General features: G+C 68.0%; 13 protein-coding genes. 5 read left to right on the top strand and 8 right to left on the bottom strand.

Annotated features, from left to right (window positions below):
• Positions 1-17 precede the first annotated feature (17 nt).
• A complete protein-coding gene (locus tag BKE09_RS15110) occupies positions 18-1,538 on the bottom strand; it encodes an MFS transporter (protein WP_075676272.1) in 1,521 nt (506 codons plus the stop codon).
• A 176-nt stretch (positions 1,539-1,714) separates the two neighbouring features.
• Positions 1,715-2,623 carry a LysR family transcriptional regulator gene (locus tag BKE09_RS15105; RefSeq protein ID WP_075676271.1) on the bottom strand — a complete coding sequence of 303 codons (909 nt, stop codon included), beginning with the start codon at positions 2,621-2,623 and terminating at the stop codon, positions 1,715-1,717.
• Positions 2,624-2,764: 141 nt separating this feature from the next.
• On the opposite strand from BKE09_RS15105, the gene BKE09_RS15100 reads away from it, so the two are divergent.
• Positions 2,765-3,211, top strand: coding sequence for a universal stress protein (locus BKE09_RS15100; RefSeq protein WP_075676270.1), 447 nt, complete (start codon positions 2,765-2,767; stop codon positions 3,209-3,211).
• Positions 3,212-3,216: 5 nt separating this feature from the next.
• The gene (locus tag BKE09_RS15095; protein ID WP_075676269.1) at positions 3,217-3,687 is read left to right on the top strand and encodes a hypothetical protein; all 471 of its coding nucleotides are present in this window, start codon (positions 3,217-3,219) and stop codon (positions 3,685-3,687) included.
• Between the two features lie 53 nt (positions 3,688-3,740).
• Here the strand turns inward: BKE09_RS15095 and BKE09_RS15090 are convergent, their stop codons facing one another.
• The 5 genes from BKE09_RS15090 to BKE09_RS15070 all read right to left on the bottom strand — a co-directional run bounded on the left by BKE09_RS15090 (position 3,741) and on the right by BKE09_RS15070 (position 8,674).
• Positions 3,741-5,186 (bottom strand): GGDEF domain-containing protein, encoded by a 1,446-nt coding sequence (locus BKE09_RS15090; RefSeq protein WP_075676268.1) that lies wholly within the window; start codon positions 5,184-5,186, stop codon positions 3,741-3,743.
• A gap of 186 nt (positions 5,187-5,372) precedes the next feature.
• Positions 5,373-6,203, bottom strand: coding sequence for an S-formylglutathione hydrolase (gene fghA / locus BKE09_RS15085; RefSeq protein WP_075676267.1), 831 nt, complete (start codon positions 6,201-6,203; stop codon positions 5,373-5,375).
• 50 nt (positions 6,204-6,253) lie between these two features.
• The gene (locus tag BKE09_RS15080) at positions 6,254-7,363 is read right to left on the bottom strand and encodes an S-(hydroxymethyl)glutathione dehydrogenase/class III alcohol dehydrogenase (protein ID WP_075676266.1); all 1,110 of its coding nucleotides are present in this window, start codon (positions 7,361-7,363) and stop codon (positions 6,254-6,256) included.
• A gap of 58 nt (positions 7,364-7,421) precedes the next feature.
• Positions 7,422-7,697 (bottom strand): formaldehyde-responsive transcriptional repressor FrmR, encoded by a 276-nt coding sequence (frmR, locus tag BKE09_RS15075; protein ID WP_005411009.1) that lies wholly within the window; start codon positions 7,695-7,697, stop codon positions 7,422-7,424.
• 71 nt (positions 7,698-7,768) lie between these two features.
• Positions 7,769-8,674: a LysR family transcriptional regulator gene (locus BKE09_RS15070; protein WP_075676774.1), complete on the bottom strand. Its 906-nt coding sequence runs from the start codon at positions 8,672-8,674 to the stop codon at positions 7,769-7,771.
• A 130-nt stretch (positions 8,675-8,804) separates the two neighbouring features.
• Between BKE09_RS15070 and BKE09_RS15065 the strand changes: the two genes are divergently transcribed.
• Together BKE09_RS15065 and BKE09_RS15060 are read left to right on the top strand one after the other, a co-directional pair.
• Positions 8,805-9,908: an alkene reductase gene (locus BKE09_RS15065; RefSeq protein WP_075676265.1), complete on the top strand. Its 1,104-nt coding sequence runs from the start codon at positions 8,805-8,807 to the stop codon at positions 9,906-9,908.
• Positions 9,909-9,967: 59 nt separating this feature from the next.
• A complete protein-coding gene (locus BKE09_RS15060; protein ID WP_075676264.1) occupies positions 9,968-10,384 on the top strand; it encodes a VOC family protein in 417 nt (138 codons plus the stop codon).
• 12 nt (positions 10,385-10,396) lie between these two features.
• Here BKE09_RS15060 and BKE09_RS15055 read toward each other — a convergent pair whose 3' ends face one another.
• Positions 10,397-11,092: a hydrolase gene (locus BKE09_RS15055; protein WP_075676263.1), complete on the bottom strand. Its 696-nt coding sequence runs from the start codon at positions 11,090-11,092 to the stop codon at positions 10,397-10,399.
• A gap of 77 nt (positions 11,093-11,169) precedes the next feature.
• Between BKE09_RS15055 and BKE09_RS15050 the strand changes: the two genes are divergently transcribed.
• Complete coding sequence (locus tag BKE09_RS15050; protein ID WP_075676262.1) at positions 11,170-11,832, top strand: TetR/AcrR family transcriptional regulator; 663 nt, start codon at positions 11,170-11,172, stop codon at positions 11,830-11,832.
• The last annotated feature ends 46 nt before the right edge of the window (positions 11,833-11,878 follow it).

Genomic DNA, 11,878 nt, shown 5'->3' with positions numbered 1-11,878 from the left:
GTCCTTACGGGTGAGGGTCAGGCCACGGCACGTGGCGGATGGACACGGGTGGCCCACGGCAGCAGCGGCAGGCAGCCCAGGGACACCAGCGCGACCAGCCAGTACAGATCCGCCGAGGTGAGCGCCTGTACCTGGGCGTGCAGGCGCGCGGGCAGATCGGCGCTGGCGGACAACCACGGCTGGTTGCCCAGGTGGTCGACCAGCGCGGTGGAATGGAGGTGGCGCCGTGACTGTCCGACCGCATCAAGCACGCCACCAGCAAACACCGCCGAAAAGCCTTTCACGGTGTTGAACCAGGCCGAGGCATAAGGACCGTCCTGAGGCGCCAGGCCGGTGGTCGCCAACAGCAGCAACGGCAATACCGCCATCGGCTGCGCCACGACCTGCAGCAGTTGCACCCACAGGAAGGTGTCGCGGTTCCACTGCACATCCAGATGTGCCCCCATGAAGCACGCCGCCGCCAGAAGCAACAGCCCGGCCCCCTGCACCCAGCGGCAATCCACCGCACGCTGGTTCATCAGCGCAGCCACCAGCGGCAACGCAATGGCCTGCGGCAGCGCCACCCACAACAGCATCGGCGCGGTCTGCAGCGGGCGGTAGCCCTGTACGCCGGCCAGGAAGCCGGAGGGGATGGCGATGACCGCCAGCAGTACGAACAACACGCCCACACAGGTGACCAGCGAATAGCTGAGATTGCGATGGGCCAGCAGTTGCAGCTTGAAGAACGGCAGCGGGTGGAACCACTCATTGATGAAGAACAACACCAGCAGGCCGCTGCCGCCGCCCAGCAACACCGTGATCAGCGGCGACTCGAACCAGTTCAGGCGTGCGCCCTGGGTCAGGCCCAGCACCAGCATCACCAGCGCCGGCAGCCCCAGGGCCAGGCCCACGCCGTTGAACTGGGCAAAGCGCTCCAGGCGCATCGGGTCCTGCGGCAGGCCCCAGCCGACCATAACCATGCCGGCCACGCAGAACGGCACGATCTGCCAGAACGCGAACTGCCAGCCCGCGTACTCGACCCACAGCGCGGCCAGCGGCGTGCCCATGCTCGGGCCGAACGTCGCCGTCAGCGCGTAGCCGGCCAGGCCGTACAGCTTGATGCCCGGCGGCAGGAAGCGCAGCGCTACGCTCATCAGCAGCGGAGGCAGCGCGCCGCCGCACAGGCCCTGCAGCGCACGCAGCAGCAGGAAAGTCGGCAGGTTCGGCGCCAGCGGGCACAGCACGCCCAGCAGCATGAAGGCGGCGATCATCACCAGGCCGAAGCGGCGCAGCGAAAAGGTGGCCGCGCACCAGGGAGCGAAGGCCATCGCGCTGACCGACATGGCGCTGTAGATGCCGGTGATCCAGTTGCCGTCATCGGCACTGAATCCCATCGCGCCGCGGATGTCGGCCAGCGCGACCTTGGTGACGTTTTCGTTGAAACCCGACATCAACACCACCAGCAGCACGCCGCACAAGCCGACCACGATGCGGCGATCGAAGGTAGGGGCAAGCGGCGCGGCCGGGACCGGGGCTTGCGGCAGGGTGATCGCGCTCATCGATGCGGGCCGATCCGTGCAGCGCACGGCAGGTGAAGCGACATGGCGTGCGCTCCGTGAATGTGGGGAGCGCAGTCTAGGTCGGCCTACTACTGCAAAAAATGGCGTGGAGGCAACGCCAGGCGTGCGCGGGACGCACGGGTTTGGGTGGGTGCCGACCGTTGGTCGGCACACGTTTACACAGCGTCGGCGTCGCACATGCTCTTGATCGCACGGCGCAGCCAGCGGTGCGCCGGGTCGTTGTCCATGCGCGGGTGCCAGGCCTGCACCAGCGCCACCGTGCGTACTGGCACCGGCAACGGGAACATGCGCAGTGGCAGCCCCATGTAGGCGATGCGATCGAGCATCACGCTGGGCATCTGCGGCAGCACCAGGTCCGAGGCGGCTGCAGCAAAGATCGCGCCATGGAAGGTGGGGATGACCATCGCCACCCGCCGCTGCAGGCCCAGCTGTGCCAGTTCGTCGTCGATCGGCCCATGCGCGATGCCGCGCCGCGAGACGGCGATGTGGTCACAGGCGGCAAACCGTTCGGCGGTGATATCGCCGTCGAACAGCGGATGATCCTTTCGCGCAGCGCCCAGCAGTGCCGTGGTGAACAGGTTCTGCACCTTGGTTTCCTGCGTATGCTTGCCGGCAGTGCTGATATACAGATCAATCCGGCCCTGCACCATCGCGTCGTCGTCGGTATCGCCTTCTGGCATGAACCGCAACGTGCAGCCTGGCGCCTGCTGGCGGAACACTTCCCGCAGGCGGCCGCCGTAGCTGCCGATGAACACGTCGTTGGCGCGGATGCTGAAGGTATGTTCCAGAGTCTGGATGTCCACCTCACGTCCATCGTTGAACACCCGGTGGGCCTGCTCGATCACATCGCGTACCTGCTCGCGCAGTTCCAGCGCGCGCGGCGTCGGCGCCAGACCGCGACCGGCGCGTACCAGCACCGGGTCGCCCAACGCGTCGCGGATCCGCCCCAGCGTGCGGCTCATGGCCGGCGCGCTCAGATTCATGCGCCGAGCCGCTCCGGCAACGCTGCCCTCGTCCAGCAGGACATCCAGGGCCAGCAGCAGGTTGAGGTCGGGCAGGGGCATGGCAGTCTCCAATGGATGGAATGACTCTATGACACTCCAAGTAAAAGTCGATTGCATTCGGTGCACTTATTGCCTGCACCGCACGGCATGGGTGCGCGCGGAGACATCGGCGACCATCCCCGGCCTGCCAAGGAGACATCCATGTTCAACACCCTGCTGGTCGCCCTGGACGGCGGCCCCCAGCACGCACGCGTGCTGGACCTGGCCGCGGCCATCGCCGGCCCGCGCAGCCGCCTGCACCTGCTGTGCGTGCTCGACCCCGAATTCGCGCTGGCCGCCGATGCCAGCGAAGCCGACCGCCGCGAGTATCCGGAAGCCGCGCGGCAGCGCTCGCAGGCCGAGGCGGTGCTGGCTGAAGCCCTGGCCGAGCTGCGCGAGCGCGGCGTCGATGCCATCGCACAGATTCCCTCCGGCGACCCCGGCGAAGTGATCAGCGAGCAGGCGCGGCGCCTGGAGTGCGACCTCATCGTCATCGGTCATCGTCACCTGTCCCGGCTGGAACGCCTGTTCGAACCCTCGATCGGGCAATGGACCATCGACCACGCGCCCTGCCCCGTGCTGGTGGAAACCCGCGACCCGCAACCCTAGCCCCCATGGCCTCACGATCCCCGTTGTTTCCCACCCGCGTCAGCTATCGCGCCTTCGGCCGCCAGTTCGGACGCGGCGAGCAGGCGCTGCTGGGCGCGCTCCGCCAGCTGCACGACCCCGATCTGCAACCTGACGGCGTCGCCCAGCTGAGCGCGCTCGGGCTCGACCCGGAGGGCTGCGACGCCTTCATCGGCCTGGTGCCGCTGCTGGCCACGCCCGCCGCCCCCATCGATCTGCTGCCGGCTGGCTCGCCGTTCATTGCCGCCAGCGAACTGGACCTGCTGGTCTGCCTGCTGCGCATCGCGCAATGGCGGCATGCACGGCCCCGCGAAGACGACACGCTGGCACCGTTGCGCCAGCAGTTGGCGCGCTGTGCGATGGCCGTGCAGGCAGCACATCTGCCGTTGCGGCAACGCTCATTGTCCCCGGTCGGGCTGAGGCTGCTCGATCCCAGCGGCTGGGTGCGGCAGCGATGACCCGGTCGCGCCACCCATGCGCAATCACACACAGGCCCGGGCACCTGGCGCGCTCAGCAGTCCATCCTGCCGTGCGCGCTGCCTTCGTCGTCCAGCACGTGCGCATGCAGGATCACCTGGTTGCGGCCGGCACGCTTGGCGGCATACAGGCCGGCATCGGCGTCCGCCAGCAACTGATCGGCGCTGGCCAACGCCGGCGGATGCAGGTAGCCGACGCCGATGCTGATACTGACTGATCCTTCCGGCAACGGCAGCGCTTCCACCGCCTCGCGCAGGCGCTCGGCCAGCGCCAGAACGCCCGACAGCGCACTTCCGGGCACGATCACCGCAAATTCCTCGCCGCCATAACGCGCGACGCTGTCGCCGGCGCGACCGGCGCTCGTCTTCAGCACCGCAGCCACGGCCTGCAGGCAGCGGTCGCCGGCAGGATGGCCGTGGCGGTCGTTGAAGACCTTGAAGTGATCGATATCCAGCAGCAGCAGGCCCAGCTCGGTGCCGCTGCGCCGTGCACGGTTCCATTCGGCCAACAGCAGCGCATCGAACTCGCGGCGATTGGCCACCCCGGTCAGGCCATCCTGCCGCGCCAGCTGGTCCAGTGAGGCCTGCCGTTCCATCAGGTCCACCTGCAGCAGGATGCTGCGCAGGCCAAAGCCCAGCGTTGCCACCACGAAACCGGTGACCGCCAGAGGCCGCGCGTGGTCGACCACCAGGGTGCCGACCACCAGCAGCAGCAACGGCAGGATCATCGGACCCGCCGCCTGCACCGTGCGCGCCATCCGCGGATGCGGCACGAACACCGGCGCGGGCGCCTGGCTCAGCGCCAGCAACGCCAGCAGCAGGAACGGCAGATCGATCAGCAGATCGTTGTAGGCGCCGAACGCATCCCCCGAGGTGTAGTGGTTGATGTAGTACGCCACCATCAGGTAAGCCACGGCGTAGATCGCCAGCGCGCGGAAGAAGGTGCGTCGCTCCGGCACGTCACCGACCAGCCAGCGCACCACCGCGAACCCGGCGATGCACAGATTCTGGATATCGAACATGCGCTGCATGTTGGACAACGCGTGGTCGTCGATGTCCACGCGGTCGGCGAACGACTGCGCATGCACGAAGAACAGCACGCCCAGCAACGCCGCCATCGCCGCATCGATCAGGCTGATGCTGAGCCGCTCGCGCCGCGCCCGGGCGAGGATGAACACCAGCGGCACGCCATACAGCACGTAGAGGAACAGGCTCGCCTGCGGGGTGACATCGGCGCGGCCGGCCCCCAGCGCATCGATCATGTTGACGGCCATGCCACCGGCCCACAGCAGCAGCGCCAGGGCGGTGGCGCGCCAGCCGAGCGCGGCACGGTCGCGGCGCGCACGCCACAGGCAGGCCGCAGCCGCCAGCAACGGTGCGCCGGTCAGGAACACAAAGGATCCCGCCCCGGCGGGGCCCGGCCACAGGGTCAGCACCAGGCCATGGCACAGCACATACAGCAGCGCCAGCACTACCGGCATGCATCCCCCGATCCACAAGGCCGTACGCGCGCACCATAGCCCCGCCCGCGCCACGGCGGCGTGATCCACGGCCGCAAGACGACACTCCGCGTGCACCGCCATGGTAGTGCCGGCCGCTGGCCGGCAATCCCAGGGAATCACAGGGCTGCAGGTTGCCGGCCAGCGGCCGGCACTACCGGAAAGCGGTCAGCTGCGCAGGGCGCGGGCGTGGTGCGCGATGTGCTCGCCGATGAAGCTGCTGATGAAGTAGTAGCTGTGGTCGTAGCCCGGCTGCAGGCGCAGGGTCAGCGGATGGCCGGCGGCATCACAGGCCTCCTGCAGGCGCTTCGGCTGCAGCTGGGTCTGCAGGAACTCGTCCGCCTCGCCCTGGTCGACCAGCAACGGCAGACGCTCACTGGCCGCCGCCAGCAATGCACACGTGTCCCACTGCGCCCAGTCGGCCGGGTTGTCGCCCAGATAAGCCGTGAACGCCTTCTGCCCCCACGGCACGTGGCTGGGCGCGACGATCGGCGAGAACGCCGACACACTGAGGTAACGCCCCGGGTTGCGCAGCGCGATCACCAGCGCACCGTGGCCGCCCATGGAATGGCCACTGATGGCACGCGCATCGGTGGCGGGGAAATTCGCCTCGATCAGCGCGGGCAGTTCCTGCGCCACATAGTCGTGCATGCGGTAGTGCTTCGCCCACGGTGCACGGGTGGCGTTGAGGTAGAACCCCGCCCCCTTGCCCAGGTCGTAGCCCTCGGCATCGGCCACGTCATCGCCACGCGGGCTGGTATCAGGCGCGACGATGATCACGCCGTGCTCGGCCGCATAGCGCTGCGCGCCGGCCTTGGTGATGAAATTCTGCTCGGTGCAGGTCAGCCCGCTCAGCCAGTACAGCACCGGCAGCGCCTGCGTTTCCGCCTGTGGCGGCAGGTACACGGCGAACTGCATGTCGCAGCCCAGCGTGGTCGAACGATGGCGGTAGACATCCTGCCAGCCGCCGAAACAGGCGCGGTGTTCAATGCGTTCCATGAGTTCCTCCCGGGGGGCGGCAGGCACGGCAGCCTGCCGCCCGGCGTGGATCAGTAATGGACCACCGAACGGATCGACTTGCCTTCATGCATCAGGTCGAAGGCTTCGTTGATCTTGTCCAGGTCCATGGTGTGGGTGACGAACGGGGCCAGTTCGATATCGCCCTTCATCGCGTCCTCGACCATGCCCGGCAGCTGGCTGCGGCCCTTCACGCCACCGAAGGCGGTGCCCATCCACTTGCGGCCGGTCACCAGCTGGAACGGACGGGTGGAGATCTCCTGGCCCGAACCGGCCACGCCGATCACCACGCTCTGACCCCAGCCACGATGCGCGCATTCCAGCGCCGCACGCATCACGTTGACGTTGCCGATGCACTCGAAGCTGTGGTCCACGCCCCAGGTGGTCATTTCAACGATGACCTGCTGGATCGGCTTGTCGAAGTCCTTCGGGTTGATGCAGTCGGTGGCGCCGAATTCGCGCGCCAGTTCGAACTTGGTCGGATTGGTGTCCACCGCGATGATGCGGCCGGCCTTGGCCTGGCGCGCACCCTGGATCACCGCCAGGCCGATGCCACCGAGGCCGAACACCGCCACGCTGTCGCCTTCCTGCACCTTGGCGGTGTTGTGCACCGCGCCGATGCCGGTGGTGACGCCGCAACCGAGCAGGCAGACGTGCTCCGGGTTGGCTTCCGGATTGATCTTCGCCAGCGACACCTCGGCCACCACGGTGTACTCACTGAAGGTCGAGCAGCCCATGTAGTGGTACAGCGGCTCGCCGTTGTAGCTGAAGCGGCTGGTGCCGTCGGGCATCACGCCCTTGCCCTGGGTAGCGCGCACCGACACGCACAGGTTGGTCTTGCCACTCTTGCAGAACAGGCACTCGCCGCACTCGGCGGTATACAGCGGGATCACGTGGTCGCCCGGCTTGACGCTGGTCACGCCCTCGCCCACTTCCACCACGATGCCGGCGCCTTCATGGCCCAGCACCACCGGGAACAGGCCTTCCGGATCATCGCCGGACAGGGTGAACGCATCGGTGTGGCAGACACCGGTGTGGGTGATCTTCACCAGCACCTCGCCCTTCTTCGGCGGGGCGACGTCGATCTCGACGATCTGCAGCGGCTGGCCGGGACCAAAGGCGACGGCGGCACGGGACTTCATGATGGCTTCTCCAGAGACAGGCAGTAACAGGATGGGCGGCGCACTGTTGCGCCGTCGTTTATTTCAGGTACGAACGGATCAACGCGCTCATGTCGCGCACGCGCTCGGCGCGTTGTTCGTCGGAGGCTGCGGGCTGGCCGAATTCCTCGCGCAGATGGGCCTCCATCACCTCGGACATCAGGCCATTGACCGCGCCACGGATGGCGGCGATCTGCTGCAGCACCGGCCCGCAGTCGGCACCGGCTTCCAGCGCGCGGTCCAGCGCATCGCACTGGCCGCGGATGCGGCGCACGCGGGCCAGGACCTTCTTCTTCTCTTCGGGGGAGTGCGGCATGGCGAGGCCACCTCGGAACTATACTGGGGGATAGTATACAAGCCGCAGCCACGGACTCAATCCCGGCCGGCTCAATCGAACAATCCCTCGCCCGCCAACCGCGTCAGTTCATCCACAACATAGCGCACCTTCGGCCGCAGGTGGCGGGTTGGCGGCCATAGCGCGTGGATGTCGATGTGCCGCTGCATGTGCGCGTCCAGTACCGATCGCAGCGCGCCGGATTGCAGGTGGCGGCGTACCAGTGAAATGGGCATCTGGCAGATGCCAAGGCCAGCGATGGCGCCTTCGATGACCGCATCGCCGTCGTTGAGCTGGTAGGCCGCGTTCGGAATGAAGGTGGCCTCGGCATCGTCGCTGCCGACCCGCCACGCCACCGGTTGCCCGTGGCGGAAACCAACGATGCTGCGATGCTGCGCCAGTTCCTCGACGGTAGCCGGCACGCCGTGCGCCTGCAGGTACTCCGGCGATGCGCAGGTGACCAGGCGCTGGCGACCCAGCCGGCGCGCGACCAGATGCTCGGCCTGGTGCAATCCGCCGAAGCGGATCAGCAGGTCGATGCCCTGTTCGACCGGATCGACGAAGTGATCGGTGAAGGTCATCGTCAGCTGCAGGTCCGGGTACTGCCGGCACAGGCGCAACAGCACCGGCAGCACCACCAGCCGCCCGAACGAGGACGGCATGTCGATGCGCAGCCGCCCGCTGGGCAGGCCAGCCGACCCCAGGCAGGCCTCGGCCGCGGAGATTTCTTCCAGTGCCGCCGCACACGACGCGTAGTACGCCTCGCCATCGGTGGTCAGCGCGATGCGCCGCGTGGTGCGGTGGAACAGGCGCACGCCCAGCCGCGCTTCCAGCCGGGCGATGGCCTTGCCCACCGCCGAGCGCGAGATGCCCAGCGCGTCGGCAGCCTCGGTGAAGCTGCCCGAGCGGGCCGTGGTGACGAAGGTCACCAGGCCATTCAACGATTCCAGCGGCAGCATCAGCTCATCCCACATTGGGGACAAATAGTCCCGCACCAAGGGAGATCGAAGCGCTTTATGCGCCCGCATGTCAACTCCATCCTGTGTGCATCGCGCCGCTGGCGCTCTTCCCCGCACCGAGACGACCAACATGACCGCCGCCCTGTTCCGTCCGTTCGACCTGACAGGCATCGCCCTGCGCAACCGCATCGCGATGGCCCCGATGACCCGTGCCCGCAACCCCGGCTCGGTCGCCAATGAGCTCACCGCGCAGTACTACCGGCAGCGCGCCAGCGCCGGCCTGATCATCAGCGAAGGCACGCCGGTCTCGCCGCAGGGCCAGGGCTACATCGACGTGCCGGGCATCTGGTCGGCCGAGCAGGTGGCCGGGTGGAAGCTGGTCACCGAGGCGGTGCATGCCGCGCAGGGCGCGATCTTCGCCCAGCTCTGGCACGTCGGCCGCATGTCGCATTCCTCGCTGCAGCCCGGGGGTGGGCAACCGGTCAGCGCCGGTACCCGGCCGGTCGCCAGCGCACCGAAGAACACCTCGTTCGTCTATCTGGAAGACGGCAGCCGCGGCCATGCCGATCCCACCCCGGCACGTGCGCTGGCCACCGAAGAGATCCCCGGCATCATTGCCGACTTCGCGCGCGGCGCCGACAACGCCATCGCCGCCGGTTTCGATGGCATCGAACTGCATGCCGCCAACGGCTACCTGTTCGAGCAGTTCCTCAACCCGCTCATCAACCAGCGCGAGGACCGCTACGGCGGCTCGCTGCCAAACCGTGCGCGGTTGATCCTGGAGACGGTCGATGCGATGGCCGAGCGCATCGGCGCGCACCGCATCGGCGTGCGCCTGGCGCCGAACAACCTCACCTTCGACATGCCGTACTACCCCGACAACGAGGCTACCTATCTGTACCTGGCCGAGGAACTGGGCAAGCGCGGGCTGGCCTATGTGCATCTCAACGACAACCTGCAGGCGGGGCAGTCGGTGCTGGGCGAAACGTTCCTGCAGCAGTTCAAGCAGGCCTACGGTGGCACCGTGATCCTGGCCGGTGGCATGACCCGCGAACGCGCCCTGCAGCTGGTCGAGGCCGGCACCATCGACCTGGCCGCGTTCGGCCAGCCGTTCATCGCCAACCCGGATCTGGTCGAGCGCCTGCAGCGCGACATCGCGCTGGCCACTCCGGACCGCAGCAGCTACTACGGTGGCGGCGAAGCGGGCTACCTCGACTACCCGCGCGCGCAGTAGACCCACGCCCTGCGTGGATGCGGGCGTACACTGCCCACCCGCATCCACCGGATCTGCCCATGGATACGCCCACCGCATCATTCATCGTCAACCTCGACGTCCCCGATCTCGCCGCAGCCGAAGCCTTCTACACCACAGCCTTCGGCCTGCGCATCGGCCGCCGCCTCGGCCCGGGCGCCGTGGAGCTGCTCGGTGGGCCAACCCCGCTCTACCTGCTGCAGAACGAGGCCGGCAGCGCCGCCACCGAGGATGGCGACGTACGCGACTACGAGCGTCACTGGACGCCGCTGCACCTGGACTGGGTGGTGGATGACATCGAGGCCGCACTGGCACGTGCGATTGCGGCCGGGGCGACGCTCGAACAGCCTGTGCGCGAGCGTCGCTGGGGACGCATCGCCGTGCTGGCCGATCCGTTCGGGCATGGCTTCTGCCTGATCCAGTTCAGTGGCGAAGGCTACGACGCGCTGGTTGAATGACCGGCGCGCCGTTCACCACGGCAACGGCACCGCTTCGCCGTTGGCACGCTCGCCGTAGTACAGCGACGGCAGCAGGCGCGAGAGGAAACTGAACTCCGTGTAGCAGTGCCTGAGCAGGCCCAGGCCGACGGCATCGCTGGCATCGCGCTGCGGATCGGCGCTGTCCAGGCCGAGTACGAAGCGGCTGCGCAGCACGCAGCCGAACGGCGTATCGCGCGCCACGTGCAGCATCTGCCCATCGCAGGGATCGCCCTGTGCATCCAGACGCACGTGTTCGCCGAAGCCGATGCGCGCGGCGATCACCGCCGATACATCGCCTGCATCCTGTGCCGCCTGCAGGCGCTCTGGCACCAGCAGCGTGCGCGGGTCATGGAACTTCAGCCGCGCCGCCACCGGCGGAATGTCGGCCAGCGATTCCACCGCATGGGTGCTGGCGCCGTGGTAGCTGCGCCCGCGCTGCCAGGCCGCGTCCCAGCCGCGATGCTCGACATGGTCGACCGGGTGCCACCAGCGGATGTGCTGGGTGGTCTCGAAGAAGGTGAACCACCAGTCCAGCATGCGGCCCTTGCAGCCGTGCAGATCGGTGCGCACCGCCACCAGCAGGGTGCCGTCTTCGCGGCGCTGGATGCCGGTCTCCAGGTGCATCGGCGCCGGGTCCAGCAGATCGTGGTGGTCCAGCCAGGCGCGGGCGTTCACAGCGGTATCCATCGGGGGTTTCCTGCGGGGTTGGGAGACCTGACAATACGGAAACGATTATCGTTTCGCAATTGACCGGATGCGGTAAGATGGGCGCAATGAACAGCACCGCCCTGCCCGAGCCCACAACGCCGACCCGCCGCCGCGGCCGCCCTGCGCGACCGGAGGCGGAAGTCCGCCACGCGGTGCTGCAGGCCACGCTGGCGCTGTTGCTGGCACAGGGTTACGAGGCCACCACCATCGAAGCGGTGGCGGCGCACGCCGGGGTGGCGAAGAAGACCGTGTACCGCCATGCCAGCAACCGCGAGGAACTGGTCGGATTGGCGGTGCGCGAGTGGACCGACGGCTTCGCGCCACAGCTGCAGCGTGATGCCCGCCACGCCGACGAAGTGCTGCCGCTGCTGCAGGCGATCCTGCAGGCGGTGTGCGCACAGGCGCTGTCGGCGCAGGCGGTGCAGGTGTTCCGCCTGCTCGCCACCGACTTTCCCGGCAAGGACGCGCTGCTGCAGGCCTATCTGGACAACGGCATCGAACGCGGCCGTGCATTGCTGGCCGACTGGCTGGCGCGTCAGCAGCAGCGTGGGCTGCTGCGCGAGGGAGATGCCGCGTGCATGGCGCGGCTGATCCTGGCGATGGCCGTTGCCGAGCCACTGCGCGAACGTGTGATCGGCGTGGTGGCCGAGGATGCGCCGGTGGAGGTGCACCTGCGTGATTGCCTGGTGTTGTTGGCGCCGGTGCTGCAGGGGCCGTAGCGTGGTGCCATCCACGCATGGCGTGGATCTACCGGCCGATCCCGAT

It is taken from the genome of Stenotrophomonas sp. TD3 (genome assembly GCF_001939825.1).
Classification (GTDB): Bacteria; Pseudomonadota; Gammaproteobacteria; order Xanthomonadales; family Xanthomonadaceae; genus Stenotrophomonas.
Note: the sequence above shows the minus strand (reverse complement) of the source record. Positions and strands in the feature narration are given on the sequence as shown.

Bases quoted from the DNA above. Each gene is read 5' to 3' on its own strand.
- BKE09_RS15070 (WP_075676774.1), bottom strand. From the start codon at position 8,674: ATGCTGCCGCTGGAATCGTTGAATGGCCTGGTGACCTTCGTCACCACG.
- BKE09_RS15060 (WP_075676264.1), top strand. From the start codon at position 9,968: ATGGATACGCCCACCGCATCATTCATCGTCAACCTCGACGTCCCCGAT.
- BKE09_RS15050 (WP_075676262.1), top strand. From the start codon at position 11,170: ATGGGCGCAATGAACAGCACCGCCCTGCCCGAGCCCACAACGCCGACC.
- BKE09_RS15105 (WP_075676271.1), bottom strand. From the start codon at position 2,623: ATGCCCCTGCCCGACCTCAACCTGCTGCTGGCCCTGGATGTCCTGCTG.
- BKE09_RS15080 (WP_075676266.1), bottom strand. From the start codon at position 7,363: ATGAAGTCCCGTGCCGCCGTCGCCTTTGGTCCCGGCCAGCCGCTGCAG.
- BKE09_RS15095 (WP_075676269.1), top strand. From the start codon at position 3,217: ATGGCCTCACGATCCCCGTTGTTTCCCACCCGCGTCAGCTATCGCGCC.
- BKE09_RS15090 (WP_075676268.1), bottom strand. From the start codon at position 5,186: ATGCCGGTAGTGCTGGCGCTGCTGTATGTGCTGTGCCATGGCCTGGTG.
- BKE09_RS15055 (WP_075676263.1), bottom strand. From the start codon at position 11,092: ATGGATACCGCTGTGAACGCCCGCGCCTGGCTGGACCACCACGATCTG.
- BKE09_RS15100 (WP_075676270.1), top strand. From the start codon at position 2,765: ATGTTCAACACCCTGCTGGTCGCCCTGGACGGCGGCCCCCAGCACGCA.
- BKE09_RS15110 (WP_075676272.1), bottom strand. From the start codon at position 1,538: ATGAGCGCGATCACCCTGCCGCAAGCCCCGGTCCCGGCCGCGCCGCTT.
- BKE09_RS15065 (WP_075676265.1), top strand. From the start codon at position 8,805: ATGACCGCCGCCCTGTTCCGTCCGTTCGACCTGACAGGCATCGCCCTG.
- frmR (WP_005411009.1), bottom strand. From the start codon at position 7,697: ATGCCGCACTCCCCCGAAGAGAAGAAGAAGGTCCTGGCCCGCGTGCGC.
- fghA (WP_075676267.1), bottom strand. From the start codon at position 6,203: ATGGAACGCATTGAACACCGCGCCTGTTTCGGCGGCTGGCAGGATGTC.